We start from the raw sequence: 26,795 nt of genomic DNA, 5'->3' as shown, positions 1-26,795 counted from the left end.
GCGTCAGGAAGCGCTTGACCAGCCTCCGCACAAAAGCCGATGCTGGGATCATGGACGCGCCCTCCTTCACCCTCGGCATTGAAGAGGAATACCTGCTCGTTGATCGCGAAACCCGCGATCTCGCGGATGATCCGCCACAGGCGCTGTTCGACGCCTGCAAGGAGGCGCTGTCGGACCGGGTGTCGACCGAATTCCTGCGCTGCCAGATCGAGATCGGCACGCCGGTGTGCGAAACGCTCGGCCAGGCGCGCGACGAGTTGGCCCTGCTGCGCCGGACGATCGCCGAGAAGGCCAGCGCGCATGGGCTGGCGCCCATCGCCGCCTCAACTCATCCGTTCGCCGACTGGACGCGCCAGTCGCACACCGACCTGGCGCGTTACAACGACATCGCCCGCGACATGCAGGTGGTGGCGCGGCGGCTGCTGATCTGCGGCATGCACGTGCATGTGGCGATCGAGGACGAAGACCTGCGCATCGACCTGCTGAACCAGCTCACCTATTTCCTGCCGCATCTGCTGGCGCTCTCCACCTCCTCGCCGTTCTGGCGCGGCCAGCCCTCGGGGCTGAAGTCCTACCGGCTGGCGGTGTTCAATGAGTTGCCGCGCACCGGTCTGCCCGAGACCTTCGAAAGCCCGGCGAATACCGCAGAACCATCGACACGCTGGTCTCCGCCGGCCAGATCCAGGACGCCACGAAGGTGTGGTGGGACCTGCGCCCTTCCGACCGGTTCCCGACGCTGGAAATGCGCGTCACCGACGTCTGCACCACGCTCGACGACGCCATCGCGATTGCCGCGATCTTCCGTTGCCTGTGCCGCATGCTCTATCGCCTGCGCATCGACAATCAGCGCTGGCGTGAGTATTCCCGCTTTCTGATCGCGGAAAACCGCTGGCAGGCGCAGCGGCACGGAACGCAAGGCGCGCTGATCGATTTCGGCCGCGGCGCCATGGTGCCGTTCGAGGAACTGATCGACGAACTGATGGAGCTGATCGGCGAGGACGCGGATTTCTTCCGCTGCCGCGCGGCCGTTGAACATGCCCGCGCCATGGTCTCGCACGGCACCTCCGCCGACAAGCAGCTGGCGGTCTACAACGCGGCGCTGGAAAGCGGCGCCGGCACGCCGGAAGCCCTGCGCGCCGTCGTCGACCATCTCATCGCGGAGACCATGGCGGGGTGTACGTAGGTCCGGGCACTCAAGCCGCCACGAGCCACCGAACATCGGCGTCCGCCAGCGCCGCGTCGATCAATCCGAGCAAATCCTCGCCAAGCGCCACCGCGCGCGGGTAGCGCGGCGCTTCGCGGTCGTCGAGGATGGGCACGTGCCAGCCGTGGGTGGTCTCAATGAAATGGCGCACGCCGGCCTCGCCCCAGTGCCGGTAGAAACCCGCCAGCACGCAATCCACGTAACTCAGCAGGATCGGATGATCCGCATCGCCCCAGCGGTAGTGTTCCGAGCGGGCGCGGTAAACGAACCCGCGCCCGTCATGAGCCGGAGCGTCCGGGTCCGCACAAAACGAGCCCTCATCGAGATCGACGCGGTCGTAACGTCCTTCGCGCTCATCAAGCGCCGCCAGTCCGGAGCTGTGTTCGCGCACCATCAGCCCGCGAATGTCCGTGCCTGCTTCCGGCCGCACCGTCAGGCTGCACACGCCGCCGCGCGGCGTGGGCCCCGCGATGCGCCATTCACGCACCCAGCCGGACAGGGTGCCCCGTGCGACGATGCTGCCGGGCGTCCGCGTATCGCAATTGACGAGCGAGCCGTAGCCGAAATAGGAGATGGTGTCCGTCATTGCCATTGATTCCAAAACGTACGGATCTCGGGCTGCTCATCGGGCGCAGCCGGTCTCCCTAGACATAGAAAATCGCGCGAAGATTCTCAAAGCCCGTGCTGATGTTTTCGTCGCGGCGGAGCCCGTCCCCCAGGCCTGGGACAAGCACCAAATGAATGGACGTCATGGCTGGGCGCCGGCATCCGGGGCCTTTAGAGGGACGCGGTGATGCCGCCATCGACATAGATGATCGCCCCGTTGACGAAGGACGACGCCTCCGACGACAGGAAGATGCAAGCGCCAACCAGTTCCTCGACCCTGCCCCAGCGTCCCGCCGGTGTCCGCTTGGCAAGCCAGGCGCTGAAATCCGCATCGCTGACCAGCGCCGCATTGAGCGGCGTGTCGAAATAGCCCGGCGCCAGGCCGTTGCATTGCAGGCCGTGCCTCGCCCAGTCGGTGGCCATTCCCTTAGTGAGATTGGCTACCGCGCCCTTGGTGGCGGTGTAGGGGGCAATGCCGGGGCGGGCCAGCGCCGTCTGCACCGAGCAGATGTTGACGATCTTGCCGGCGCCACGGCCGATCATGTGCCGCGCCACCGCCTGGCCGACATGAAAGACGCTGGCGACATTGGTTTGCAGCAGCGTCTCGAAGGCGTCGGCGGGAAAGTCCTCGAGCGGCGCCCGGTGCTGCATGCCGGCATTGTTGACCAGGATGTCGATCGGCCCGGTTCCAGCCTCGACCCCGTCCACCGCCGCGCGCACCGCCGCGTGGTCGGTAACATCGAAGGCCAGGCCGGTCACTGTGCCGCCCTCGCCGCGCAATCGCTTCACCGCGGCATCCAGCCGTGCTGCATCACGGCCGTTGAGCACAATCTCCGCACCGGCCGCCATCAGGCCGCGCGCCAATGCGAAACCGATGCCCTGCGACGATCCCGTCACCATCGCCCGCTTGCCTTCGAGTTTGAACAGATCCGTGCTCACCCGTCACCTCCTGCATCAACGTCACCCACACCCAGGCGCGCGCATCGCAACTGGATCTGCCGACACGCGGCTTCGACGCCCTGGTCCGCGCCTCAGTGCATTATTACAATACGGAAGACGAGATCGAACGCTTCGTGAAGGCGCTTGCGGACGGCAACGGAGGATTGCCCCTATTCCGCGGCCTCGCGGCGGACGCGTTCGCTCGGTTCGCGCATGGTGACGAGTTCCTCGGCGGCGGTCGGGTGCACGGCCATGGTGGCGTCGAAGTCGGCCTTTGTGGCGCCCATCTTCAGCGCGATGCCGAGCACCTGAACCAGTTCGCCGGAATCCGGCCCCATCACGTGAACCCCGAGCACACGGTCCGTGTCCGCATCGACGATCAGCTTCATCAGCATCTTCTCGTCGCGGCCCGACAGCGTATGCTTCATCGGCCTGAACGAGGCGCGATAGATATCGAGCGAGGAATGCCGCGCGCGCGCCTCCGTCTCCGTCAGACCGACGGTGCCGATTTCCGGCTGCGAAAACACGGCCGCAGGCACCATGGAATGGTCCACGGAAACCGGTTTGCCGCCGAATTCGGTGTCGGCGAAGGCGTGGCCCTCGCGGATCGCCACCGGTGTCAGGTTGACGCGGTTGGTCACATCGCCCACGGCGAAGACCGATGGCACGTTGGTGCGGGAGCGTTCGTCGACGCGGATGGCTCCGGCCGCGTCCAGCTTGACGCCGGCGCCTTCCAGCCCGAGCCCCTTGGTGTTTGGATTGCGGCCGATGGCCATCAGGATCTGGTCAGCCTCGATCTGCTCGCCGGCATTGGTGTGGCCGATCAGCCCGGTATCGGTCTTCTCGATCCGGGAGAAGACGTCCTCTGTGATCACCCGAATGCCCTTCTTCTCCATCTCCGCGTGCAGCGCCTGGCGCAGGTCGTCATCGAAGCCGCGCAGGATTTCCTCGCCGCGATAGATCAGCGTCGTCTCGGAGCCCAGACCATTGAAGATGCCGGCGAACTCCACCGCGATGAAGCCGCCGCCGGCGATCACCACACGTTTGGGAAATTCGGGAAGATAAAAGACCTCATTGGAGGTGATCGTGTGCTCGACACCCTCAAGACGCATGTCGTTGTTCGGCGCGCCGCCGGTGGCGATCAGGATCTTGGCGGCGGTGACACGCCGGCCGTCCTTGACCAGGCGCACCGCGTTGGGACCGTCCAGCTCGGCGCGGCTATCGAAAAGCGCCACGCCGGAGCGCTCCAGATTGCCGCGGTAGATGCCCTCCAGCCGATTGATCTCGCGATCCTTGGCGGCGATCAATGCTTTCCAGTCGAAGGAACGCGCGCCAACGTCCCAACCGAAACCGGCCGCATCTTCGAAACTCTCCGAGAACTGCGAGGCATAGACGAGAAGCTTCTTGGGCACGCAACCGCGGATCACGCAGGTGCCGCCGTAGCGATGCTCTTCGGCGATCGCCACGCGGGCGCCATGGGTGGCCGCGATCCGCGCGGCGCGTACGCCGCCCGATCCCGCTCCGATCACGAACAGATCGTAGTCGAATTCGGACATTTCATACCCCCGCTTGACCGCGCGCCCGGCACGGCCGTGTCATGTCGTGATGGTGCGCGCGCCTCGCGAGCACGCGAGCCCCACAGATAGGCCGGACAGTCTGCGCTGCAAGATCAGAAGTTGTGGCCGCGCTTCTTCAGCTCGTCGCGCACGCGGCCGACCATGACGGTCGAAAGCGCGTCGCCCCACTGCTTGGCGGCGCCGATGCTGAGCGCGTTCATCTCCGGCCGCAATTCGGCCAGCTTGGCGCCGACCGGCGAGGTGTAGAACGCCGCAATCGCCTTCAGCTCTTCCTCGGAAAAGCGCACGGCCCAGATTTCCATGACCGTTGTGTCAAGCTCGGCGCGCTTGCTGACCAGATCGAGCGCCACGGCGTTGGTGACCTCGTCGATTTCCTTGGTCAACGCCGGGTTGGAGCGAATGAACAGCGTGCGGGTCTTGTCCGCGATCACCGGCAGGATCTCGTCATAAGCGCGTATCGAGTTGCTGCTGATGATGGCCGCGCGGGCGGCATTGATGTGTGACTCAGTGAAATCCTCGGCGGCCGCCGCAGGTCCGGTGGCGACACAGCCGGCAAGGATCACTCCCGCCAAAATCCGCTTCATGGTCACGCGTTTCATGTCTTTCTCCGTTCACTTGTTCTTGTATCAGGCGGACGGCTCGACGACGGTGACACCGTCAGCGCCACCCAAATAGGCCATATCGGCCAATCCGATAAACAGTCCGTGTTCAACGACACCCGGAATGCCGGCGAGCCGGCTCGCGAGGGCATCGGGGTCGGAAAGCGACTTCCAGTCACCGTCCACGATGTAGTGCCCGCCGTCGGTGACAAACGGGGCGCCATCGGAGGCCATGCGCAAGCGCAATTCGCCCGCGAGGCCCAGCTCATCGGCGACCCTGCCGATCGCGATCCTTGTGGCCGCGAGGCCGAAGGGCATCACCTCGATGGGCAACGGGAAAGCGCCCAGCGTGTCCACATGCTTGCCGTCGTCCGCGATGACGATCATTCGCGCCGACGCGTTTGCCACGATCTTCTCGCGCAGCAACGCCCCACCGCCGCCCTTGATCAGGCGCAACTGGCCATCGAGTTCGTCAGCGCCGTCGATCGTCAGATCCAGCTCCGGCGTCTCATCGAGTGTCGTCAACGGAACGCCAAGCTCCCTGCACAGCGCGGCGGTGCGCTCCGACGTCGGCACGCCGATCACAGCCAGGCCGCCCGCAACCTTGGCGGCAAGAGCACGCACAAAAAACTCAGCCGTCGAACCGGTTCCGATTCCGAGGCGCATGCCGGGCTTCACGTGGTTCAACGCGGCCTCGGCCGCCATTTTCTTGTAGGTGTCGCTCATCGAAGCGCCGCCGCCGCGTCCGGCCCGATTCCGTGTGTCAACAAACGCTCGTCATCCCATTCGTTTCGCCGCGCATTGTGTAGCCCCAGCAACAGCGCGTTGCCAACGCCGCGCGATCTTCGCGGCACTGTTTTCACAGCATTGTCCGGTATCCGCAACCCGCCCACGGCGACAATCGTCCTCTGGTGCCGCCCGATCACGGCTTTTTAAGGACGCAGGGACGACGCGTCCGCCCGAACCGCGCCGCTGGGTCTGCCGTTCCGGGCTCCACCACGCCGCCGGCCGCCACCGCTCCAAACCATAACTCTACGGAATGTGTGTATACCCACCAGTTTTTTGGCGGAATTTACAAACAATTCATTACAATCGGCGACCATCCGGCTCGGTCAACTCAATTTCCTGACCTCCGGAGATGTACTATGGCACTGCAGCATTTGCTATTCGCATTCGGATCGCAATCAGACGCGGACAATGACTGTCCCGACGTCGCCGCTGCTATCGAAAATGTGCAAGCAGACCCCGAACCTGCTAGCGATAACAAGGTCTTGAACGGCACGTTCGACTTGATCGAAGCCGACCTCAAGGCGGCGGCGCGCGGCATCGTCGACAGCGCGGCCTCCATGCGCGACCGGATTGCCGAACAAGGCAGCACGATTTCCGCCATCCGCGGCGACACTGCGTCGCTCGCCACGCGGTCCGGCGAAGCGACGCGAAACGCCCAGGCGCTTGCCGGCGCGATCGAGGAGCTGAATCAAACAAGCCGCGAAATCGGCACCCAGGTCGCCAACACCACCCAGATGACCGATGAGGCCAGCGCCATCGCCGACGAGGCCGGCAAGGGCGTCGGCGACTTGCGCGACGCCATCCAGAGCATCGCCGACGTGGTGTCGCTGATTTCCGCCGTCGCCAAACAAACCAATCTGCTCGCCCTCAACGCCACCATCGAGGCGGCGCGCGCGGGTGATGCGGGAAAAGGCTTCGCCGTCGTCGCCAATGAAGTGAAGATGTTGTCGGCCGAAACCCAGAAGGCCACCGACGAAATCGTCTCCAATATCGCCCGTCTGCAGCAGACCGCGGAAAGCAGCATCGGCGCCGTCGACCGGATCGTTTCCGTCATCGGCCAGATCCGGCCGACATTCACCTCGGTCGCCGCAGCCGTCGAGGAGCAGGTCGCGACCACCGGCGAGATCGGACGCGCCGCCAATATGACAGCCGACTTTGTCGGTGAAGTGGGCGAACGCGTCAGCGCCATCGGCTCGGCCACCGACCGCGCCGACGCCGCCGGCGGTGACATTACCAGGGCCGGCGACGACATGGGCGGCCTGTGCGACGCCCTCAACAACCGCTTCACGATGCTGTTGCGGCAGACCGAGGCCGGCAACCGTCGCCGCCACGACCGCTTTCCGCTCGACATGCCCGGCACGCTGGCGGCCGGTGGGCACCCGCTGGCCATCCGCACCATCGACATCTCTCCTGGTGGCGCGCTGTTGAAGGCGGAGGGCGCCGCTCCGGCCATCGGCGCGCGCGCGACGCTCGACCTTCCAAACGTCGGTCAGCTCGACCTGACGGTCGCCAATGTAAGCGCCTCCGGCGTCCACTGCACGTTCACGACCCTCGAAGGCCCGGCTTATGAGGCGCTCGGGGCTGTCATCGACCAGGTCAAACGGGAAAACGAGAGCTTTGTCGCCACGGCAACCGAGGCGGCTGAGCGCATCAGCCAGTCGATGGCGCGCGCCATCGAGGAACGGCGCCTGTCCCTCGACGACCTTTATGACACCGAGTATCAGCCCGTCGCCGGCAGCGATCCCGTGCAGTTCACGACGCGCGCGCTCGCGGTTCTCGAGGACATCCTGCCGCCGGTGCAGGAGGAAATCCTGGCGCACGGCCACAACATGGTGTTCTGCGCCTGTGTCGACAGAAACGGCTATCTGCCGGTGCACAACAAGATCTATTCCAAGCCGCAAAACCCCGAGGACCCCGCGTGGAACACGGCCAATTGCCGCAACATGCGGATTTTCGACGACCGCGCCGGACTCAGTGCGGCGCGCAACACCCGGCCCTTCCTGATCCAGTCCTATCCGCGCGACATGGGCAACGGCAAGATTGTCTGGATGCGGGAGATCGACGCGCCCATCATGGTTGCCGGACGCCACTGGGGCGGCTTCCGGACCGCCTACAAAATGTGACGCCGCCGGCGCGGCGACCCTGGTTGCCCCGATCGGCGAAAGCCGCTAGAGCAATCGGCCTCCATCCGCCTTCTGATGCCTTGAGGACGCCGCCTTGCCCGAACCGGTCCTGCTGCTCGATCTCGATGGCACGCTCGTCGACACCGCCCCCGATCTGATCGCCACGCTCAACGTCGTTCTGGCAAGCGAGAAGCTCGCTCCGGTGCCTCTCGAGGTGGCGCGCTCGCTCATCGGTCATGGGGCCCGGGCCCTGCTGCAGAAGGGCTTCGACGTTGCCGGCGAGCCTCTCGACGACGCGCGCGAGGCGCGGCTGTTCGCCGCGTTCATCGACCACTACGGCGCCAATATTGCCCGCCATAGCCGCCCGTTCGACGGAGTGGAAGCGGCGCTGGCGCGGTTCGCCCTGGCGGGCTGGCATCTGGCCGTCTGCACCAACAAGCTCGAGCATCTGGCCCGCTCGCTGCTCGATGAACTCGACATGAGCCGGCATTTCAAAGCCATCGTCGGCGCGGATACGTTCGAGCGGCGCAAGCCGGACGCCATGCCGGTACTCGGCGCGATCGAACTGTGCGGCGGGGACGCGGTGCGCTCGGTGATGGTCGGCGACAGCCGCACCGACATCGACGCGGCGCGCAACGCCGGCATCCCCGTGGTCGCGGTCACATTCGGCTACACGCCGGTGCCCGTGGACCAGCTGGCGCCCGACCGGATCATTTCGCATTTCGACGATCTGTGGACGAGCGTGCAGACGCTGGCTCCGCGCGCGACAGGCTCTTGACTTGATCCGCCCGCGCCCCTTATATCGCGCCACCGCAGCACGCTGCGCGGGCGATTAGCTCAGCGGGAGAGCATTCCGTTCACACCGGAAAGGTCGCTGGTTCAATCCCAGCATCGCCCACCATTCCCCCCGTGGTCCTGTTCAAACGTCTTTCATCATGCGGGACCAAACGTCCGGCATGGATGCTCGGGACAAGCCCGAGCATGACGAATTTCGTTGTTTTCCAATAAGATAAGCAGGACTCTCGTCATCCCCGGCCATGTGCCGAGGATCCGGATCGCCGCGCGCCGGAGCGCGTCCGGCAACGCGCATTCACAGCAGGCCGCGCCCGGCGAGATTCTTCATCAGCGCGGACGCGCCGAACGTCCAGGGCGCGATCCTGTCCGATGTGGTCACCCGGTTGATCAGCCGGCCAAGTTTCGGCGTGGCGATGTGCACGACGTCGCCGATGTGGTGGGTGAACCCCTGCCCCGGCGCGTCGCGGTCCGTCACAGGCGCGAACATGGTGCCGGTGAACAGCACCAGCGCGTCGGGATACTGATGATTGGCGTTCAGGGTCTGGCGCGCCAGATCCTCCACATCACGGCTGATCAGGCTCATCGAACTACCGCCCTTCAGCTCGAAGCCATCCTCGCCATAAATCTCCAGCGCCACATCCATGGCGCGCACATCGTCCAGCGTGAAGGTGTCGTCAAACAGCCGGATGAACGGACCGATGGCGCTCGAGGCGTTGTTGTCCTTGGCCTTTGAGAGCAGCAGCGCGCTGCGTCCCTCGAAATCGCGCAGATTCACGTCGTTGCCGAGCGTCGCGCCAACGATCTTTCCCGTGCTGTCGATGACGAGCACCACCTCGGGCTCGGGATTGTTCCATGACGATTCGGGATGCAGGCCGATCTCGGCGCCCAGACCGACCGACGCCATGGGCTGGGTCTTGGTGAAGACCTCCGCGTAGGGACCGATGCCGACTTCCAGATACTGCGACCACATGCCCTGCGCCTGAAGCGTGGCCTTGAGACGCTCGGCATCGTCCGATCCCGGCACCAAAGTGGCGAGATCCACGCCGATGTCGCCGCTGATGGTGCGGCGGATGCCCTCGGCGGCCGCGGGATCCCCCTTGGCCTTCTCCTCGATCACCCGCTCCAGCATGGATTCCGCGAAGGTGACGCCCGCGGCCTTCACCGCCTGCAGATCGACTGGGCACAGGAAATGCGGCATGTCGCCCGAGCCGGGCACCTCGGTCGTTCCGGTGTTTTCCAGCAGTTCCTCGACGGAGCCGATGCGCGTCGCCGATGCCAGCGCGGCGCGCACCGCGGGTGCGCCCGGCGAATTGATCACATCCGTCATCGTCGCGAAGCTGCGCGACAGATCGAACACGCCGTCTTCGCCGAGCAGCACGACGCTCGGGCCTTCGCCCGGCACATGGGCCCGTCCCACCAGCGTCCCCGCCAATCCGTCCTCGGGCAATGCCTGCCGCACGTCCACCATTGTCGTCTCCCCCACCGGCGCCGGCCCGCGCGCATCGTGCGCCACCATTTTTCATCCTGATTCCCCGCCGGCGCGAGCGGGGACCGATTCATCGCACGAAATCTAGACCAGCCCATCCCGGCATGAAAGTCCGATGCTCCAGCCGTCATCCGCGGGGCGGCAGCCGATTACCTTGCGTCACCCCAAGGCTTGGATTAGACTTTTCCAGCGCGCGCCGGCGTCATGCCGCAATTTCGAACAATGCCGCCGCGCCAAGTGTGCATGACCGCCGGTTTTCGGCCGCCGTTGCTCAATTTCCGATTTTTGATCGATTTTCCAACCGTGAACCGCGTCTTAGAACCCAAAATTTTTAGAAAAAGCACCTCAAGACTATGGCGACAGGCAGTTTCGATTTTCACGCGATCAAGTCGTATTTCGCAGCACGAAAGGACGGCGAGGAGCCGCCCGCGCCATACGTTTTTCCTTTTGGTGACGAGGACCGTTGCGGCGACGATGCGCTGATCGAGAACGAACTGGCCTATATCGCCGCTCAGCGGCGCAAGGCATGTAATCCTGAGTGTGCGCTGGAGCACGTGGAAGCCATCCGCGCGGCCGTTGAGGCGGACAACGAGGCACGGCGGCACAATCCGCCGGATCCGGACGTGGAGCGAACGCCCGAGGATGACGGTGATAAACCGTATCTCTTCGGCATGGCGCTGTCGGGAGGCGGCATCCGCTCGGCGGTGTTTTCGCTCGGCGTGCTGCAACGGCTGGCACGCGCGGGAATCCTCCGCCACGTCGACTATCTCTCCACCGTTTCAGGCGGCGGTTACATCGGCTCGGCGCTGTCGTGGTGGCTGAGCGGGCACAACGGCAGCACCGAGGCGCTCGATCTCGGTCCGGACACGTTTCCTTATGGAACCAGGACACCGGCCAACCCCGCCAACACCACCGAAATCCTCACCTACCTGCGCCAGAACGGCAATTATCTGGTGCCCGGCGGGGACATTACCCTGTTCTCAGGTATTGCCATCGTGCTGCGGGCAATCTTTCTCAACCTGCTCGTCTGGATCCCGATCCTCGCCTTCGGCTTCATGTGCGTCCACTATCTGGACCGCTTTCTCGACCACTGGATCGGGCTGGAGCCGCTGAACGCGCTTCTGGCGCGTGTCGCCGGTGCGATACCCACGCTGGAAGCGAGCGATGCCGGCGCCATTCCGGGGCTCTACGCAATTCCCTTCCTGATCGCGGGCCTGGGCGTGGTCCTGTTTTTCCTTTCCTCCGTCGCCTTCTCGCTGTTGTCCTGGATGTCCTTCGCAAGCGCCACGAAACCCGATGGCCCGCGTGCAGAGGCGACGGATCAATTCGAGGCGATTCCCGCCGCACGACGCGAACTCAGCTTCCTCAAGGTCACGGCCATCTTCGCCGCCATCTTCGTGTTGATCTATCTGGTGATCGCGAAAATCAATGCCATCGGCGATGCGTCTTCGGGCCAGATTGCGGGTAATCTCTTCGCTGACATAAAACTGTTCGCAGGCTTCGTCGTCGTCAACCTTCTGCTGCTCATCAACGCGGAAGGGTTGAAGGGGCTCAATCCTCAGGAAAGCATCCGTCTCTACCTGGTTTTCGCCGGCTTTTTCATTCTGTGGCTGTTGAACGGCCTGTTTGCCTGGCTTGCCGGCTGGCTGATGCCCGGCTTCTGGTCGGACGTCTTCGTGATCGCCTCGTTCGGCTGCGAGATTCTCGCCATCATGGGCGGGGCCGCAATGCTCTTTTTCTGGCTGGCGCTGACTATCGAGCACGCCTGGCGCGACACTTCCATCTCGCTGAAGTACAGCGGCCGCAGGCGCTTTGAGCGTGTCTACGGTCTGTGGTTGCCGCTCATCATCGTGTTGCTGATCGTCGCGAGCATTCCCTTCAGCGTGGCGCTGATCAGTGACCGGCTGAACGGCAGCGAAGGCGCGCTCAGCGTGCTCGCGGGCGCGGCCACCGCCCTGTGGGGACATTTCAAGGCGCACAGCAAATCCGGCCCCGGCGGCAGCACCAAACTCGTGCTGATCATCGGCTCGCTCTTGTTGCTCTACGGGGTGCTCTTGCTGTCCTACCGGCTGGCGATCAACTTCTCCGCCACGGGACCCGACGTCGTCGCGCTGACGGCGCTCGCGGCCCTTTCCGCGGTGGTGGGCTGGTTCGTCAACATCAACTACATCTCGATCCATCGCTACTACCGCGACAGGCTGATGGAAGCCTTCCTGCCCGACTACCGCACCGCGCACGACAACCTGCGTCGGCCTGCCAGCCTCGCCGACGATTTCCACCTGAAGGATGTCGGACAGGGTCCGTGCCCCGGCCCCTATCACATCATCAACACCAACGCCGTGCTGGTGAATTCAAAAGTCCGCAAATTCGCGTTGCGCGGCGGCGACAACTTCATCCTCTCGCCGCTGTATTGCGGTTCCCGCGCCACCGGCTGGCAAGCCACGCGCGACTTCATTCTGGGCGGCATGACGCTCGCCACCGCGATGGCGATCTCGGGCGCGGCCGCCAACCCGCGCGCCGGCGTCGGCGGACAAGGCGTCACCCGCAACCGCTTCGTGTCCCTGGCCATGACGTTCCTGAACCTCCGGCTGGGGTACTACGTGCGGCGGCCGGACCGAAAGAGGCCCACCCGCGTGCGCCCCAACCACTTCGTGCCCGGAGGCGCCTATGTCCTGCCGTGGGCCGGTTACACCGAGGACTCGACGTTCCAGGAACTCAGCGACGGCGGCCACTTCGAAAACCTTGCGCTTTACGAACTTGTGCGGCGGCGGTGCGGTCTGATCATCATCTGCGACGGCGGCCAGGATACCCAGGCGTCCTACTCGGATTTCGTCACGGCGCTGCAACGCATCGGCCAGGATTTCGGCGCCACCGTGAAATTCGATCTGGACGTCCACGGCGTGACATCCGATCCCAAGCATCTGATCCCCCGCCCCCCAAAAGACACTCTCTATCCCAAGGGCGCCGAATACTCCGACAAGGGCTATTTCCTCGCCCGCGTCGACTACAACGGCCGCGGCGGCGGACCGTGGCCGGAATATGGCCTCGTCATCTACATGAAGACCGCGATGATCGAGCCGCTGGACATGGTGGCGAAGGGCTACAAGGGCGCCAATCCGGATTTCCCCGACGAGACCACCGCCGACCAGTTCTTCGCCGAACCCCAGTTCGAAGCCTATCGCTCGGTCGGCTACGCCATCGCCGAGCAAATGATCGAGGAACTCGATCTCGGCACGAAGTTCGCCGGCGGCGCGCGCCCGGCGCTTGCCGCGCTGCGCACGATGCCGAACGGGCCGTCCTCCGGCGGTCCGGCTCAAGCGGCCGCCCCGAAGACCGCCGCGCAAAAGCGATCCGCCAAGCCGGCCACCAAGACTGGAACCAGATCGCGGAAAGCCGCCACCAAACCCGCATAGCTGTCGAGTGAACGCATGTACAAGCCGCGCATCATCACCCTTTCGATCCTCGCCGGTATCGCCATCCTGCTTGGCCCCGTGGTCGTGCGCGCGCTCACCGCGCCGGAAAGCGGCGCGGTGCTCGGCGAGGCCATGCGCGCGGGGCGCACGCCGGAAAGCATGCCAGGTTCGGACAGCGACTATCTCAAGGACATGGATCACGGCTGGGACAAGCAGCGGGTGTTCGCAGAGCTCGCCCGCGCGCTCGACATGGAGCCGCGCGCGCTCGGCCGGATGTTTTCCCGGGACGCAGTATGGAAGGCCTACAACCGCGGCCGCAACAACTGGGTGGTGTGGACCGGCGGCAACGACCGGTTGTGGGACCATCTCGCGGATCACACCTATGGCGCCTTCGACCTGCTGAAGATCATCTCCAGCCACGACGCCATCCGCTATTGCGGCAACTCAGGGCCCGTCTACAGCTACGACGGGCAGCCGCCGGCGGGCAGCCGGCCGGTCGAACCCCTGCGCACGGCGTCAGGCGATGCGCCGGCGCGACGCGCCACCCCCTATCCGCCGGGCTACCTGCTCTATGAGGACGACGCGTGCGAGGGCGCGGACCGCGCGTGGTATCGCGTCGGCCGTGAGAACCGCTGGAAATACTACGGGCTGATGAACGAGCCCTGTTTCCGGCCGCCCAAGGGCGGCGACCCGAAGCATTTCGGCCTGTGGCTCGACGTGCGCACCTACGGCCCGGACTGCCCCGGCGACGATCCCTTCGCCGATGAACAGACATATCCCGGCGTGAAGATCGGCGCGCGGGGCGACGGCACCCTGCCGGTGGGCTCCTACTACGGCGAGCCGACGGGCATCGTCGGGTTGCGGCTGTTTCCGAACCCGGACTTCGATGAAGCGGCGCGGGCCCGCTGGGACCCCGAGCGCTACTACACCGATCCCGGCTATTTCCTCGACAGGGATCTGGTGCGGCCCTACCGGGTCGGCATGAGTTGCGGCTTCTGCCATGTGGGGCCAAATCCGGTCAATCCGCCACCCGATCCCGAAAAGCCCGAGTGGGAGCACATGACCTCCAATCCCGGCGCGCAATACGCCTGGATCGATCGGGTGTTCACCTGGAATCCCAAGGCACGGCACGAGAATTTCATCTACCAGATCGCCCATTCGTGGCTGCCCGGAACGCTCGACACCTCGCTCGTCTCCTCCGACAACATCAACAATCCGCGCACCATGAACGCGGTCTATTCCCTGGCCGCGCGGATGCAGATGGCCAAATCCGCGAAGGAGAAGCTCAGCGGCGGCGAGATGCTGAACAAGCAGCTCAACGATTTCGAGCAGACGCGGGTGCTTGGGCAGTTCTTCGAGCAGCCCGACACGGTGTTCACTCCGCATGTGCTCAAGGACGGGGCGGATTCCGTCGGGGTCCTCGGAGCGCTCAACCGGGTCTATGTCAACATCGGGCTGTTCAGCGAGGAGTGGCTCACGCACTTCAAGCCGCTGCTCGGCGGCCACATCACGCCGTTCGAGATCGCTGTGGCGGAAAGGAACTCCGCCTATTGGAACGCCAATACGCTGCAGACGCCGGATCTGGCGCTGTTCTTCCTGACAAGCGCGCCGCCTGACAAGCTCGCCGACACCCCCGGCGGCGAGGCCTATCTCGGTTCCGACACGGCGCAGCTCAACGAGGGAAAACGGCTGTTCGCCGAGAATTGCGCGGCGTGCCATTCCTCAAAACAGCCGGACAACTTCTGCGCGCCGGGCGAGACCTGTGGAGACGGCTCGATTGCCTGGAATTCCGACGCCTACAAGGACTGGATGCGCGCGGAAGTGCAAAAACCGGATTTTCTGGAAAACAACTTCCTCTCCACAGACCGCCGCATTCCGGTGACGATCCTGCAGACCAATGCCTGCAGCCCGCTGGCCACCAACGGGATCGCGGGCGACATCTGGGACAACTTCACCTCCACCACCTACAAGCAGCTGCCCGCGGTGGGCAAGATCACGGTGCACCACCCGGTCACCGGCGAACCGTGGCAGTACGACATGCCGGGCGGCGGGCGCGGGTACACGCGCCCCGCGTCCCTCGTCAGCCTGTGGTCAAGCGCGCCCTATCTGCTCAACAATTCGGTCGGCAATTTCTACGGCGAGCCGTCGCTCGAGGCCCGCATGGCCTCGTTCAACGATTCCATCCAGAAGATGCTGTGGCCGGAGAAGCGCCGCGTTGACGCAAAGCTGGGCGACACGGTTCCGGGCTACATCCAGCGCACCACCACGCGCAGCTACCTGCGGGTGCCCGCAACCTACCTGCCCGATCCATTGAACAACATCGTCGGCATGAGTTCCTGGCTGCCACGGCTGTTTCCCTGGGCCTTCAGCGAGGTGGAAACGGGTCTGCTCGAGCTGGGACCGATCCCGGCCGGCACGCCGGTCAACCTGGTCGCCAACATCCAGCCCGTGTCGCGCGAGACCGACATCAAGTCCCGGCTTGCCCATGCAGTCAAGGTCAAGCGCGTGCTGAAACAGGCGGTCTCCGTGCTCAAGGATTTGCCCAAAGACGCCTCCGATGAAGACGCGCGCGCAGCCTTCGCGCCGCTCGTCGATCCCTTGATGAGCATCAACAAGTGTCCCGACTATGTGGTCAATCGCGGCCACTATTTCGGAAGCAAACTGACCGACGAGGAGAAATGGGCGCTGATCGAGTTCCTCAAGACATTCTGAGGCGGCGCGGAAAGGAACGCGCATGACGGACGGCACGAAAGCGGCGGACCCCGCGAAAGCGGAATACGAATACATCGTCGTCGGCTCCGGCGCGGGCGGCGGCACGGTCGCGGCACGGCTGGCGGAAGCGGGCGCGCGCGTGCTGGTGCTGGAGGCGGGCGGCGATCCCAAGCGGCTCCAGGGAGGCAATCCGCTGTTTCCCCAAGCCGAACGCCTGGCGCAGGACTACGAGGTCCCGGCGTTCCACGCCCTGTCGACCGAAAACCACGCGCTTCGCTGGGATTTCTGGGTCCGCCACTACGGCGACACGGCGAAACAGAAGCGTGATCCCAAGTATCGCGAGACGTTCAACGGCGAGACGGTCGATGGCGTGTACTATCCGCGCGCCGGCGCGCTCGGCGGCTGCACGGCGCACAACGCCATGATCCTGCTGTATCCGCACAACAAGGACTGGGAGGATATCGCGGCGCTGACAGGCGACAAAAGCTGGAAGGCGGACGCCATGCGCGGCTATTTCGAGCGCATGGAGGATTGCCGGCATCGCCTCTGGCCGCCCTGGCGCTGGATCGGCAAACTGCTGGGATGGAATCCCACCCGGCACGGGTTCAATGGCTGGCTGCGCACGGAGAAGGCGTTCCCGCGTCGCGCGCTGTGGGATTTCGTCCTGGTGCATACGCTCGCCCGCGCCGTGAAATACGCACTCAAGAAGAACGACGACCCGGTCAACCGCTTCACCTGGGCGTTCGAGGGCAAGGGAGATCCCAACGACTGGCGGCTGGTGGAGGAAGACGCCATCGGCATTCGCTATCCGCCGCTGACCACCCGAGGCCACGCGCGCATGGGCACCCGCGAGCGGCTGCTGGAAGTCCAGCACAGGCATCCGGACAGGCTCACCATCGAACTCGACGCTCTGGTCACCCGCGTGCTGATTGATGACGACAACCGCGCCATTGGCGTCGCCTACCAGAAGGGCAAGCGGCTCTACGAGGCCCACTGGCGGCCAAGCGGCCATGACGGTGAGGCGCGCCAGGTCTTCGCCTCGCGCGAGGTGATCCTCGCCGGCGGCGCCTTCAACACGCCGCAGCTCCTCATGCTCTCGGGCATTGGTGACAGAGCGGCGCTCGAGGCTCACGGGATTGCCGTGCGCGCCGATCTGCCGGGCGTGGGCAAGAACCTGCAGGACCGCTACGAGGTCACCCAGGTCAACCGCATGAAGAGCGACTGGGGGCACTCGGCGGCGTGGAACTGCGCAAGGGTGACCGCGTCTACCGGCAATGGCAGAACCGCCGCGGCGCCTATACCACCAACGGCGCGGCGATTGCCGTGGTGCGCCGGTCCGCCCCTTCCCGTCCCCTGCCTGATCTGTTCTGTTTCGCCGTGCTCGGCCGCTTCATGGGCTATCAGCCGGGCTATTCGCGCGATTCCATCCGCCCCGATTATCTCACCTGGACCGTGCTCAAGGCGCACACGCACAACACCGGCGGCTCGGTCGAACTCGACCCTGACGATCCCACGAACCCGCGCAAGCGGCCGAAGATCAACTTCCGATACTTCGAGGAGGGAACCGATGCCAGCGGCGAGGATCTGGCTTCCGTGGTCGAGGGCGTCAAGTTCGTGCACGAGGCAGCAGGCACCATCCGGCATCTGATCGCGGAAGAGGAAAGCCCCGGCCCGCGGGCCACGGATGACGCGGCGCTGAGCACGTTCGTGCACGACAACGCCTGGGGCCATCACGCCTCGTGCACCTGCGCCATCGGCAGGGACGGCGACGCAAACGCCGTGCTCGACAGCGCCTTCCGGGTGCGCGGGGTCACGGGCCTGCGGGTGGTCGACGCCTCGGTGTTTCCGAAAATTCCGGGCTTCTTCATCCTTTGTGCCGTGTTCATGATCGCCGAAAAGGCCGCCGATGTGATCCTGAAGGATCGCCGCTAGCGACGGCCGTATGGCTCCGACGGCCGTCGCGGAATCCTGACGTCGCGCCAGGGGAGCCGCACCGCTCCCGGCGCGCCTCGCCGCAATCCGCTTGCCGGACGCGCCGATCTGGTGCAAACGGATAGACGGCGCGCGCCGTTTCCTGCCGCATGCCCATCACACAATTCCTCGCAAGGATCCGTCGCATGAGCATTCGCCATGGCCGCCCCGTATTGAGCATCCCCGGTCCCACCACCGTGCCCGATGACGTCCTCAACGCCATGCATCAGCAGGCGATCGACATCTACTCCGGCCCGCTGGTCGCCACCACGGACAGCTGCCTTTCCGATCTCAAGACCCTGTTCGGCACCAAAGGGCACAGCTTCATCTACATCGCCAATGGACATGGCGGCTGGGAGGCCGCGCTGTCGAACGTCCTGTCGGGCGGCGACAAGGTTCTGATTCTGGAATCGGGCCGTTTCGCGCTTGGCTGGGGCATGATGGCGGAGAAGATGGGCGTCGAGATCGAGGTGCTTCCGGGAAGCTGGCGCCGCGCGGTCGATCCCGCCGCCGTGGAAGCGCGTCTGCGCGCCGACACCGAAGGCGAGATCAAGGCCGTCCTGGTGGTTCAGATCGACACGGCATCGTCCGTCATCAACGACATTCCCGCCATCCGCCAGGCCATCACCAACGCCGGCCATGGCGCGCTTTACATGGTCGACACCATTGCCTCTCTCGGCATCGTGCCCTTCACCATGGACGCGTGGGGCGTCGACGTGTGCGTCTCGGCGGCCCAAAAGGGGCTGATGACGCCCCCTGGCCTGACCTTTCTGGCGGCCAACGACAAGGCGATGGCGGCGCATGAGGAGGCCGATCTGGTCACCCACTACTGGGACTGGACGGCGCGGCTGGGCGACATCCATTACCAGAAATACTGCGGCACGCCGCCTGAACACCTGCTGTTCGCCCTGCGCAAGGCGCTCGACATTCTTTTCGACGAAGGCGTCGAGAAGGCGCAGCATCGCCATGCGCTGCTGGCGGAAGCCGTGCGTCGCGCCGTCGCGGTCTGGGCCGAGGGTGGCAGCCTTGCCTTCAACATCGAAAGCGCTGCCGAACGCGCCAATTCCGTCACCACGATTCTGACCGAAGGCTTCGATCCCGCAACGTTGCGCGCCTTCTGCGCGGAGACCTGCGGCGTGACCATCGGCGGCGCGATCGGCGATCTCGAGGGCAAGGGACTCCGCATCGGCCACATGGGCCACGTCAACGCTCCATCCGTCCTGGGCACGCTGGGCGCGATCGAGATCGGACTCATTGCGCTCGGGATCCCGCACGGCAGGGGCGGCGTGCAGGCCGCCGTCGACTGGCTCGGCCAATCCGTGGCGGTCTGAGGGAACTCTAACGCGGCCGGCGAAGCGGCGGCGGTTCAGGCGCCCGATTGTTCCGGGATGACGCAATGCTCGGGCATTGTTGCGGACCCGGTCACGCATCTCCTCGCATGAGCGGCGCGGCGCGCGCAACGGCGTCCTGAGAGGATGCTCAGCCCTTGCGGGTGACGCGCACAGGAATGGGCGCCGGCTCGGCGGGCATCACATCCGTGAAACCCAGCTTGTGCCAAGGGATCAAAGCGCCGCTCGGCCGCAGCTGCATGACGCCGGCCGCGGCAAGCACGCCGACAATGTCGGCGAGCGCATCGGCCATGGACGCTTCATGATGGGGCACAAGCGCCTGCACAAGTTCGCCGCCGCAGCCCAGAGCAACGGCGATGAGTGCGGCGGGGAGCACGCGTCCGCCGAAAAATCCGGAAAGCGAAACCGTCAGCAGCGCAAAGAACACGCCGTGAAAAAGCTTGTCGAAGGGGTGGCCGAGGCCCGTGGAAAACACCACACCCAAGGCAATGCCGGCGATGGCGAGAAACGCGGTCGATGCGATGGCGGATGCGGGGGCAGCGCGAAGAAACGCCTGGGCCTGGCGGATGATACGGCTCGACATGACGCGGTTCCTGGTCCAACCGGCGCGGGGTGCGTGACCCTGGATGCCGGAACGCTGAACAATCACAAGTATCCCGACCGCACCTTCCGGCCCGGTCTGTCCGTATCGCGTGCGCGGCGACGGACGAACCCGACCAGTGTCGCCGCAAGTTCCTTACGAGATGTTAACCGGCACCGCCTTGCGCCGTGCCGCTCGCGCCATCCGCTGGCATGGCGTTACTTAAACAAGACACTGAAGCGCCGGGCGTCATGATGAAATCACAACGTCCGGCGCTTCAGGACAACCCGGTGGAGTCGGCCGAAGACCCGCGGCCCATGACGTTTGGGCGGCTGCCTTCAGACGCTGCCGTGCAGCCGGACCATTTGGAAGGGATCCTGACCGGTGGGCGGATAATAGTCCGTCCGCGCGGCCCCGGCGCCGCTCGCGCTTGCGGCGCCGGGCCAGGCGAGAGGCAGCAAAAGCGTATCCGTGCGATCAGGGTGATCGCGGCGGGCCAAAAGCCGGAGCGCATCAACGAAGACCGGATGAAGTATCCTCAAACTGTCCCGATTGAATTTTTGAAGATTTTGACGCAGCTTTTCATCGACCGCAGCTTTTTCGGGGCCTTCAATATTGTCAAACATAACAGTCTCCACAGGATGGCCAGACCCTTACTTTAGGAGAAGTGATCCACATGAAAAAGTAAATAATCCACCGAAAAAATCCGTACTGTGGATGACTTATGTGACTCAATTCATTAACTAATTGTTTTCCATATATAAAATCGTCAATCTTTCTTTTTTGCCCGGATATTCCATGTGGATAACCAATTTTTAACCCTTCCAAAAAGCCCCGAATCCGCAATTTGGCCATCACATCAGGAGTTACGACACCGTCTCCAGCCGTCATTTTCGCTCCCAAGCCAGGAAACCCGTCCTCCGCAAATCGACAGCCGGTGCACTACCGATCGCAAGAACCCCAATGATCGCGGCAGGTTGGCACAAGGCCAAAGTTTAGCTGCCTCGATCGGCCCTCTCCAGTCAACCGGGCCGCCTTGGGACTGTTACTTACTCCTGCGGGATTGGTTGCTGGCCACATGCCTTCTCCGGCCAAAGAAAAGCCGCCCGCCGGGTATCCCGGCGGGCGGCTCTGATCGGTCTCAAGCGGGCTCTTTCAATCCGCAATCTCAGACGTCGAAAAATACCGTCTCCGCATCGCCCTGCATGTGGATGTCGATGCGATACCGCACGCCCGTCGGCGTCTCGACGCGCTCGGCGATCAGGGTGCCGCGGCGCTCCTCGGGGACAAGCTGCATCACGGGATCGGCGGCGTTGGCCTCCGCCTCGTCGGAGAAATAGATCCGCGTGTACGCGTGCACCAGCATGCCGCGCGCCAGCACGATCATGTTGAAATGCGGCGCCTCGCCCTCGGCCGGCGCGCCCGGCTTGATGGTGTCGAAGAAGAAGCGGTTCTGAGGGTCTGTGCCGGTGCCGCAGCGGCCGAAGCCGGTAAAGCGGGCGTTGGGCCGGCGCGGGTCGTCCGGGTGCGCGAAGCGGCCATCCGCATCCGCCTGCCAGATCTCGATCATCGCATCGCTGATTGGCGCCCCCTCGCCGTCCAGAACGCGGCCCTCAATGCGAATGCGCTCGCCCTCGGTGTCTTCATCGGTGAGCTCGGATCCGGCGATCTGCGAGAAATTGTAGCCGTATTGTCCGGCCGTCAGCCCATAGGCGAAATACGGTCCGACCGTCTGCGACGGGGTCTGCTTCAAGGTCATCGCTCAGGCCTCCATCGGTGTTTCTTTGCGGCCGCGCAGGACGATGTCGAAGTTGTAACCGAGCGCGAAGTTCGGCTCGGTGACGCCAATGTCGAACTGCGAGATCAACCGCTCGCGCGCGCTTTCCGGCGTGCCCTGGTAGATCGGATCGAGATCGAGCAGCGGATCGCCGGGGAAATACATCTGGGTGACCAGACGGGTCGCGATGGAGGGGCCGAGCAGCGAGAAGTGAATGTGGTTCGGCCGCCAGGCGTTGTAGTGGTTCGGCCAGGGATAGGCGCCCGGCTTGATGGTGCGGAAGGTATAGCGTCCCTCATCGTCGGTGACGCAGCGGCCGCCGCCGAAGAAGTTCGGATCAAGCGGCGCTTCATGCTGGTCGGTCTTGTGGATGTAACGTCCGGCGGCGTTGGCCTGCCAGACTTCCACCAGCGTGTTGCGCACCGGGCGGCCGTCCTCGTCGAGCACCCGACCGGTGACGATGATGCGTTCGCCCAGCGGATCGCCGTTGACCATGCCGTTCTTCGTCAGGTCCGCATCCAGCGCGCCGACATATTCGTGACCGTAGACCGGGCCGGTCATTTCCGACAGCGTCTGCTTCATAGGAATGAGCGGCTTGGTCGGCGAGCGCAGCACGGTCGACTTGTAGCCCGCGTGCAGATACGGCGGATGCGAATCCCAATCCCTGGGGCGATACTGGTCGGTCACATTTCCCTCCTGGATCAACATGCGGTCTCGAGCCGAGCCATAGCCGCAAGCTGCTGATCTATTCCGAAGCTCCGGCAAGCGCGCCCGTCCGAGCACAAGATGGTCCGGAGCCTCTCCATTTCGAATAGCCGGCGCCAAAATGCATCGGCGCAACGGTTATGTAAAATAACCTTTCATGCCATATTACATAACCCACAGATTATAGATCTGTATCCTCATCCATCAGGCCGACCGCATGATCGACACGCGCATCAAGTTCCGCCATTTGCAGTGCTTTCTGGAGGCCGCCCGCCAAGGCTCCATCGTGCGGGCGGCGGAAGCGCTCAGCGTGTCGCAGCCCGCCGTCTCCAAGACCTTGAAAGAACTTGAAGAATCGCTGGGCGCGAGATTGTTCGACCGCTCCAAGAAGGGCGTGCGGCTGACGCGCTTCGGGGAAATCTTCATGCGGCACGCCGCGGCCAGCGTGATGGCGCTGCATCAGGGCATCGACAGCGTCTCGCGGGCGCAATCCAAGGGCGGATATATCGTCAGCGCCGGCGTGCTGCCCAATGTGGCGGCGAGACTGATGCCACGGGCATTAAACCTGTTCAAGCAGACCGCGCTGGAAACCGTGGTGCGGGTGTCGACCGGATCCAATGCCTCGCTTCTGGCGCAACTGCGGCTGGGGGACCTCGACGTGGTGGTGGGGCGGCTGGTGGAGCCGGACCAGATGACCGGGCTGGCGTTTGAGCATATCTATTCCGAGCCGATGACGCTGGTGGTGCGCGCGGGCCATCCGCTGAGCGCCGCCGAGCCTTTCGATCTGGCGGCCCTGTCGCGCTTTCCCGCGTCGCTGCCGCCGGAGGGAACGGTGATCCGCAAGGAGGTGGACCGGTTCCTGATCGCCAACGGCATCCGGCTGCCTTCCGACCAGGTGGAGACCATTTCGGTGACCTTCGGGCGCGCCTATGCGCTGGCGTCGGACGCCGTCTGGGCGGTGCCGCGCGGCGCCATCGACGGAGACATCGCGGCTGGAACGCTCGTGGAGCTGCCGATCGACAGATCGGCGATGATGGGGTCCATCGGCATCACGACGCGATCGGACATCGCGCCCTCGCCGCTGGCGGAGCTGCTGATGAACACGATCCGTGAAGTGGCCGGCGGCTTTCGCGCACAGGCCGGCTAACGAACTGAAATCTCGTCAGAAAATGTGCCGTACCCGGGTCGCGAGACCTTGGGCCGGTCAGGAGGGTCGTCATCCGGCGGGCCGTGTGGCGGCTGACTGCGGCGCGATGAGCGCGCGGTCAGCGCCGTCCGCCGGACGACCTTTCGCGTCGTGCGCCCGCAAACCGCACGGTTGCGGGAGCGCAGCCCCTGGAGGCCGCAGGGATCAGCGCGGGAACGCCGATCACTGCATGGTCAGCCATTCGCGAGCCGCGCGCTGCGCCTCGGCGATATCGGCGCTGGTCATTTCCTCAGAGATTTCCTTGCGATAGCGCACGGCATCACGGTTGCCCTTCATCGCGGCCAGATTGAACCACTTGTGCGCCGAGACGAGATCCGCCGGCACGTCGCGACCGGTGGCATAGGTCATGCCGAGTTCAAACAGCATTTCCGCATTGGCGGGGCCGATCCCATTCCGGCCATGCCCTCGACGGGTATTTCAAAGCGAGCCATTGTCATTCTCCTATGATTTCCGAAGGTCCTGGTCCCGATGCTTCTTTCGCGACCGAGGCACCTCCGCGTTACGTAGAGAGTATTCCAGCCTGAGCTTTGACCGAGGATTAATGTTTATGGTTAACAAGAACAAAACGAATTAAAAACGTTCGGTAAAATTTCAGGTTCCTTAACCGACAAAGCGGAAAAAACCTATAAATTTCAATACTTTGATCCTTAAGAGAAAGAGTTAATCAACACGCTTCCGTAACCATACGACACGATACACGTCGTATTGAGGCCCAAGTAGATAAACGTAGTGGCGGACACGGCCACCCAATTGACCATGTGTCGACGGCCTCTCAGAGCCAAAAAGCGGCGCGCGAGGACGCTTGCCAGCGCCCCGAAAGCAGCTACCTTACTATAGCAACGACCAAAAACACGGGAGGGAATATCATGAGTGTCTTGAAACGTGGACTGCGCGCCGCCGCCATATTGTCTGCGCCGGTGGTCATCGCCGCAGCCGTTCTTGTGACGACGCAGCCGGCGGCGGCGGCGGATGCGAAGGGCGTCTGGGCTCGTCCGAGCGGAACGTCGCGGATACAGATCTCGTCGTGCGGCAAGGCCCTGTGCGGCAAGCTTGTGTGGCTGAAGAACCCGCGCAAGGACGACAAGAACCCCGACAAGTCCAAGCGCGACCGGCCGCTGCTGGGGGTTCAAACCGTCATCAACATGGTTCCCAGCGGCGACGACAGCTGGAAGGGCAAGGTGTACAATGCCGAGGACGGCAAGACCTACAAGGGGGTCATGGAGTTGACCGCGCCCAACAAGCTGAAGCTTGAAGGCTGCGTTCTGGGCGGGTTGATCTGCAAGGGCGAGACCTGGAACCGCTACCGATAGGACGCGCGATGGAGCTCAAGAACGGCCAACGCGGACAAGTCCTCGCCGCCCTGTGCGCTGTGGGAATGTATCTGGCGCTCGACGCCGGGACGGCCCGGGCGGCGGATTTGCAGGGCGACTGGCGCACGCCCTACCCCGGCACGGTGCGCATCGCGCCGTGCGGCGACGCCCTGTGCGGCCACGTCATCGCCTTCGATCCGCCCGCCGGTATGACCCAGGAAAGCGCCCGCGACGTCAACAACCCTGACCCGGACAAGCGCGACCGGCCCATTCTCGGCATCGAGGTGCTGTCGGGACTGAAGCAGGAGGGCGGAACGTGGCGCGGGCGGGGATACGATCCCGAGCGCGGCATCGCCGCCGACGCCACGGTCACACTGAACGGCGAGGACAAGCTGACGATACGCGGCTGCATCCTGTACGTGCTATGCGAGAACGTGAACTGGACCCGCGTGCCCTGACAGGGCGCTCCACGACTGTCAACTTTCTCGAATTTCGAGCGGTTGTTGATGGTTATTTGAATGAATTTTGATTCAAATTTGAATCAAATTCGAATTCGACTTGCGTCCGCCGTGAAGGTGCGCTCGCCGATCTGGCATCACGCCGTGACGCGCCCCGCCCGCTCCCCTCTGTCCCAGCCAGCCAAAAAACTTATCCCCGCTACGCATCGCAGGCTTACGATTGGCGTCACGATCGGACATGAGCCCGGCGCGGATTCGGATCAAGCCGCCAATCCGGCTGAGGATGAGTCCTACAGCATCATCTTCATGCCGATGTGCGAGGCTTTGAAACCAAGCCGCTCGTAGAAACGGTGCGCGTCGCCGCGCGCCTTGTTGGTGGCCAGTTGCACCAGAACGCAGCCTCGCGACCGCGCCTGCTCGATGGCGAAGGCCATCATCCGCGCGCCGATGCCCTTGCCGCGCTGATCCGCCCGCGTGCGCACGCCTTCGATCTGGGCGCGCCACTGGCCGCCGTAGGACAGCCCAGGAAGAAAGGTGAGCTGAAACATGCCGACGGGCGCGTCGGTCTCATCCAGCGCCACGAAGAGCGTGTTGTTGGGATCGTCCGATAAGGCGGCGAAGGCGGCGCGATAGCCGTCAAGCGCCGCGTCGGACAGGTCCTCGCGCCCCTGACCGAGAAAATCGTCATGCAGCATCGCGACAAGGGCGCCGAGGTGCTGGCGGTCGGCTTCGACGATGCGCAAGGGCGGCTCCATGGGCGGACCAGGACGGGGTCCTTGCTCTGTGCCAGCATTTGACCGGAGGTGCAAGACGGCACCTGTGCGGCGCCAGGTGCGCTTTGGACGGCGCTTGCGCGCCAAGAGCTCGATGGCACAGCCCCCGGACGCTCATTCGTCATGCCAGGGCTCGTCGCGAGCACTCATGCGGCACCGTTTGCTGCTGATCGCCGCTTCAATCGCGGCCGTGGCTTAATCCGGCATGACCGGGCGCGCGGTGTCTTCACCTCTCCCATGGGGTGAGGTCGCGCCGCAGGCGCGGGTGAGGGGCGCAGGACCCGCCGTATCATCCTGAGCGTGAAGCCCCTCACCCCAACCCTCTCCCCATGGGAGAGGGTGCGGATACGGCGGCGCTGTCGATATCGGCGGCCTCCCACACCCTCCGCGTCATCGCACGCAGTGCGGCGCGGACAGGGATG

The 26,795-nt window shown here is 64.4% G+C and carries 24 protein-coding genes, 1 tRNA gene and 1 pseudogene; 13 read left to right on the top strand and 13 right to left on the bottom strand.

Going from position 1 to position 26,795, the window contains the following annotated elements:
• Positions 1 to 50: 50 nt before the first annotated feature.
• Positions 51 to 575, top strand: a pseudogene (locus D1F64_RS25070) (YbdK family carboxylate-amine ligase); the annotation flags it as partial.
• A gap of 122 nt (positions 576 to 697) precedes the next feature.
• Entirely contained in the window at positions 698 to 1,183 is a 486-nt protein-coding gene (locus D1F64_RS25065) for a hypothetical protein (protein ID WP_256372894.1), read from the top strand.
• A 10-nt stretch (positions 1,184 to 1,193) separates the two neighbouring features.
• Here D1F64_RS25065 and D1F64_RS09885 read toward each other — a convergent pair whose 3' ends face one another.
• From D1F64_RS09885 to rpiA, 5 genes are all read right to left on the bottom strand, one after another.
• Positions 1,194 to 1,790 (bottom strand): gamma-glutamylcyclotransferase family protein, encoded by a 597-nt coding sequence (locus tag D1F64_RS09885; RefSeq protein WP_117412304.1) that lies wholly within the window; start codon positions 1,788 to 1,790, stop codon positions 1,194 to 1,196.
• A gap of 191 nt (positions 1,791 to 1,981) precedes the next feature.
• Entirely contained in the window at positions 1,982 to 2,749 is a 768-nt protein-coding gene (locus D1F64_RS09880; RefSeq protein ID WP_117412303.1) for an SDR family oxidoreductase, read from the bottom strand.
• 170 nt (positions 2,750 to 2,919) lie between these two features.
• On the bottom strand, positions 2,920 to 4,305 hold the full coding sequence (gene gor / locus D1F64_RS09875; RefSeq protein WP_117412302.1) for a glutathione-disulfide reductase: 1,386 nt from the start codon (positions 4,303 to 4,305) through the stop codon (positions 2,920 to 2,922).
• Positions 4,306 to 4,418: 113 nt separating this feature from the next.
• Positions 4,419 to 4,925, bottom strand: coding sequence for a DUF2059 domain-containing protein (locus tag D1F64_RS09870; protein ID WP_117412301.1), 507 nt, complete (start codon positions 4,923 to 4,925; stop codon positions 4,419 to 4,421).
• Between the two features lie 27 nt (positions 4,926 to 4,952).
• The gene (rpiA, locus tag D1F64_RS09865) at positions 4,953 to 5,651 is read right to left on the bottom strand and encodes a ribose-5-phosphate isomerase RpiA (protein ID WP_117412300.1); all 699 of its coding nucleotides are present in this window, start codon (positions 5,649 to 5,651) and stop codon (positions 4,953 to 4,955) included.
• A 317-nt stretch (positions 5,652 to 5,968) separates the two neighbouring features.
• On the opposite strand from rpiA, the gene D1F64_RS09860 reads away from it, so the two are divergent.
• The 3 genes from D1F64_RS09860 to D1F64_RS09850 all read left to right on the top strand — a co-directional run bounded on the left by D1F64_RS09860 (position 5,969) and on the right by D1F64_RS09850 (position 8,738).
• Complete coding sequence (locus D1F64_RS09860) at positions 5,969 to 7,837, top strand: methyl-accepting chemotaxis protein (RefSeq protein WP_162901456.1); 1,869 nt, start codon at positions 5,969 to 5,971, stop codon at positions 7,835 to 7,837.
• Between the two features lie 94 nt (positions 7,838 to 7,931).
• On the top strand, positions 7,932 to 8,615 hold the full coding sequence (gene gph / locus D1F64_RS09855; RefSeq protein WP_205470720.1) for a phosphoglycolate phosphatase: 684 nt from the start codon (positions 7,932 to 7,934) through the stop codon (positions 8,613 to 8,615).
• A 48-nt stretch (positions 8,616 to 8,663) separates the two neighbouring features.
• A tRNA-Val gene (locus D1F64_RS09850) sits at positions 8,664 to 8,738 on the top strand.
• Between the two features lie 189 nt (positions 8,739 to 8,927).
• Here the strand turns inward: D1F64_RS09850 and D1F64_RS09845 are convergent.
• Entirely contained in the window at positions 8,928 to 10,100 is a 1,173-nt protein-coding gene (locus D1F64_RS09845; RefSeq protein ID WP_117414531.1) for a fumarylacetoacetate hydrolase family protein, read from the bottom strand.
• Positions 10,101 to 10,471: 371 nt separating this feature from the next.
• On the opposite strand from D1F64_RS09845, the gene D1F64_RS09840 reads away from it, so the two are divergent.
• The 5 genes from D1F64_RS09840 (at position 10,472) to D1F64_RS09825 (ending at position 19,545) form a co-directional block, all read left to right on the top strand.
• The gene (locus D1F64_RS09840) at positions 10,472 to 13,531 is read left to right on the top strand and encodes a patatin-like phospholipase family protein (RefSeq protein ID WP_205470719.1); all 3,060 of its coding nucleotides are present in this window, start codon (positions 10,472 to 10,474) and stop codon (positions 13,529 to 13,531) included.
• 15 nt (positions 13,532 to 13,546) lie between these two features.
• Positions 13,547 to 16,243: a hypothetical protein gene (locus tag D1F64_RS09835; RefSeq protein WP_117412298.1), complete on the top strand. Its 2,697-nt coding sequence runs from the start codon at positions 13,547 to 13,549 to the stop codon at positions 16,241 to 16,243.
• A 22-nt stretch (positions 16,244 to 16,265) separates the two neighbouring features.
• On the top strand, positions 16,266 to 17,891 hold the full coding sequence (locus D1F64_RS09830; RefSeq protein ID WP_248304704.1) for a GMC family oxidoreductase: 1,626 nt from the start codon (positions 16,266 to 16,268) through the stop codon (positions 17,889 to 17,891).
• Positions 17,780 to 18,175: a GMC oxidoreductase gene (locus D1F64_RS24510; protein WP_248304763.1), complete on the top strand. Its 396-nt coding sequence runs from the start codon at positions 17,780 to 17,782 to the stop codon at positions 18,173 to 18,175. The genes D1F64_RS09830 and D1F64_RS24510 overlap by 112 nt, the downstream gene beginning before the upstream one ends.
• Before the next feature lie 185 nt (positions 18,176 to 18,360).
• Positions 18,361 to 19,545, top strand: coding sequence for an aminotransferase class V-fold PLP-dependent enzyme (locus tag D1F64_RS09825; RefSeq protein ID WP_117412297.1), 1,185 nt, complete (start codon positions 18,361 to 18,363; stop codon positions 19,543 to 19,545).
• Between the two features lie 148 nt (positions 19,546 to 19,693).
• Here the strand turns inward: D1F64_RS09825 and D1F64_RS09820 are convergent, their stop codons facing one another.
• The 5 genes from D1F64_RS09820 to pcaH all read right to left on the bottom strand — a co-directional run bounded on the left by D1F64_RS09820 (position 19,694) and on the right by pcaH (position 22,607).
• On the bottom strand, positions 19,694 to 20,146 hold the full coding sequence (locus D1F64_RS09820; protein WP_117412296.1) for a VanZ family protein: 453 nt from the start codon (positions 20,144 to 20,146) through the stop codon (positions 19,694 to 19,696).
• Between the two features lie 335 nt (positions 20,147 to 20,481).
• Positions 20,482 to 20,769: a hypothetical protein gene (locus D1F64_RS23280; RefSeq protein ID WP_162901455.1), complete on the bottom strand. Its 288-nt coding sequence runs from the start codon at positions 20,767 to 20,769 to the stop codon at positions 20,482 to 20,484.
• The gene (locus D1F64_RS23275; RefSeq protein WP_162901454.1) at positions 20,762 to 21,034 is read right to left on the bottom strand and encodes a hypothetical protein; all 273 of its coding nucleotides are present in this window, start codon (positions 21,032 to 21,034) and stop codon (positions 20,762 to 20,764) included. The genes D1F64_RS23280 and D1F64_RS23275 overlap by 8 nt, the downstream gene beginning before the upstream one ends.
• A 277-nt stretch (positions 21,035 to 21,311) precedes the next feature.
• Positions 21,312 to 21,902 (bottom strand): protocatechuate 3,4-dioxygenase subunit alpha, encoded by a 591-nt coding sequence (gene pcaG, locus D1F64_RS09810; protein WP_117412294.1) that lies wholly within the window; start codon positions 21,900 to 21,902, stop codon positions 21,312 to 21,314.
• Between the two features lie 3 nt (positions 21,903 to 21,905).
• Positions 21,906 to 22,607: a protocatechuate 3,4-dioxygenase subunit beta gene (pcaH, locus tag D1F64_RS09805; protein ID WP_248304703.1), complete on the bottom strand. Its 702-nt coding sequence runs from the start codon at positions 22,605 to 22,607 to the stop codon at positions 21,906 to 21,908.
• Positions 22,608 to 22,842: 235 nt separating this feature from the next.
• Here pcaH and pcaQ point away from each other — a divergent pair, with 235 nt between their 5' ends.
• Complete coding sequence (gene pcaQ, locus D1F64_RS09800; RefSeq protein WP_117412292.1) at positions 22,843 to 23,772, top strand: pca operon transcription factor PcaQ; 930 nt, start codon at positions 22,843 to 22,845, stop codon at positions 23,770 to 23,772.
• A 222-nt stretch (positions 23,773 to 23,994) separates the two neighbouring features.
• On the opposite strand, the gene D1F64_RS09795 is transcribed toward pcaQ, so the two are convergent.
• Positions 23,995 to 24,198 carry an SEL1-like repeat protein gene (locus D1F64_RS09795; protein ID WP_117412291.1) on the bottom strand — a complete coding sequence of 68 codons (204 nt, stop codon included), beginning with the start codon at positions 24,196 to 24,198 and terminating at the stop codon, positions 23,995 to 23,997.
• Between the two features lie 500 nt (positions 24,199 to 24,698).
• On the opposite strand from D1F64_RS09795, the gene D1F64_RS09790 reads away from it, so the two are divergent.
• Both D1F64_RS09790 and D1F64_RS09785 read left to right on the top strand, forming a co-directional pair.
• Entirely contained in the window at positions 24,699 to 25,142 is a 444-nt protein-coding gene (locus D1F64_RS09790; protein WP_117412290.1) for a DUF2147 domain-containing protein, read from the top strand.
• Between the two features lie 8 nt (positions 25,143 to 25,150).
• Positions 25,151 to 25,600, top strand: coding sequence for a DUF2147 domain-containing protein (locus D1F64_RS09785; protein ID WP_117412289.1), 450 nt, complete (start codon positions 25,151 to 25,153; stop codon positions 25,598 to 25,600).
• Positions 25,601 to 25,890: 290 nt separating this feature from the next.
• On the opposite strand, the gene D1F64_RS09780 is transcribed toward D1F64_RS09785, so the two are convergent.
• Positions 25,891 to 26,355, bottom strand: coding sequence for a GNAT family N-acetyltransferase (locus D1F64_RS09780; RefSeq protein ID WP_117412288.1), 465 nt, complete (start codon positions 26,353 to 26,355; stop codon positions 25,891 to 25,893).
• Between the last annotated feature and the right edge of the window lie 440 nt (positions 26,356 to 26,795).

The organism is Breoghania sp. L-A4, from assembly GCF_003432385.1.
In the GTDB taxonomy this organism is placed as follows: domain Bacteria; phylum Pseudomonadota; class Alphaproteobacteria; order Rhizobiales; family Stappiaceae; genus Breoghania.
Note: the sequence above shows the minus strand (reverse complement) of the source record. Positions and strands in the feature narration are given on the sequence as shown.

What these genes read in the sequence shown, in the direction of transcription:
- D1F64_RS09830 (WP_248304704.1), top strand. Translation starts at nt 16,266, where the DNA reads ATGACGGACGGCACGAAAGCGGCGGACCCCGCGAAAGCGGAATACGAA.
- D1F64_RS09840 (WP_205470719.1), top strand. Translation starts at nt 10,472, where the DNA reads ATGGCGACAGGCAGTTTCGATTTTCACGCGATCAAGTCGTATTTCGCA.
- D1F64_RS23275 (WP_162901454.1), bottom strand. Translation starts at nt 21,034, where the DNA reads ATGACGGCTGGAGACGGTGTCGTAACTCCTGATGTGATGGCCAAATTG.
- D1F64_RS09825 (WP_117412297.1), top strand. Translation starts at nt 18,361, where the DNA reads ATGAGCATTCGCCATGGCCGCCCCGTATTGAGCATCCCCGGTCCCACC.
- D1F64_RS09845 (WP_117414531.1), bottom strand. Translation starts at nt 10,100, where the DNA reads ATGGTGGACGTGCGGCAGGCATTGCCCGAGGACGGATTGGCGGGGACG.
- pcaG (WP_117412294.1), bottom strand. Translation starts at nt 21,902, where the DNA reads ATGACCTTGAAGCAGACCCCGTCGCAGACGGTCGGACCGTATTTCGCC.
- D1F64_RS09835 (WP_117412298.1), top strand. Translation starts at nt 13,547, where the DNA reads ATGTACAAGCCGCGCATCATCACCCTTTCGATCCTCGCCGGTATCGCC.
- D1F64_RS09885 (WP_117412304.1), bottom strand. Translation starts at nt 1,790, where the DNA reads ATGACGGACACCATCTCCTATTTCGGCTACGGCTCGCTCGTCAATTGC.
- D1F64_RS09870 (WP_117412301.1), bottom strand. Translation starts at nt 4,925, where the DNA reads ATGAAACGCGTGACCATGAAGCGGATTTTGGCGGGAGTGATCCTTGCC.
- D1F64_RS09785 (WP_117412289.1), top strand. Translation starts at nt 25,151, where the DNA reads ATGGAGCTCAAGAACGGCCAACGCGGACAAGTCCTCGCCGCCCTGTGC.
- pcaQ (WP_117412292.1), top strand. Translation starts at nt 22,843, where the DNA reads ATGATCGACACGCGCATCAAGTTCCGCCATTTGCAGTGCTTTCTGGAG.
- D1F64_RS23280 (WP_162901455.1), bottom strand. Translation starts at nt 20,769, where the DNA reads ATGTTTGACAATATTGAAGGCCCCGAAAAAGCTGCGGTCGATGAAAAG.
- D1F64_RS09795 (WP_117412291.1), bottom strand. Translation starts at nt 24,198, where the DNA reads ATGCTGTTTGAACTCGGCATGACCTATGCCACCGGTCGCGACGTGCCG.
- rpiA (WP_117412300.1), bottom strand. Translation starts at nt 5,651, where the DNA reads ATGAGCGACACCTACAAGAAAATGGCGGCCGAGGCCGCGTTGAACCAC.
- D1F64_RS09790 (WP_117412290.1), top strand. Translation starts at nt 24,699, where the DNA reads ATGAGTGTCTTGAAACGTGGACTGCGCGCCGCCGCCATATTGTCTGCG.
- D1F64_RS09820 (WP_117412296.1), bottom strand. Translation starts at nt 20,146, where the DNA reads ATGTCGAGCCGTATCATCCGCCAGGCCCAGGCGTTTCTTCGCGCTGCC.
- gor (WP_117412302.1), bottom strand. Translation starts at nt 4,305, where the DNA reads ATGTCCGAATTCGACTACGATCTGTTCGTGATCGGAGCGGGATCGGGC.
- D1F64_RS09780 (WP_117412288.1), bottom strand. Translation starts at nt 26,355, where the DNA reads ATGGAGCCGCCCTTGCGCATCGTCGAAGCCGACCGCCAGCACCTCGGC.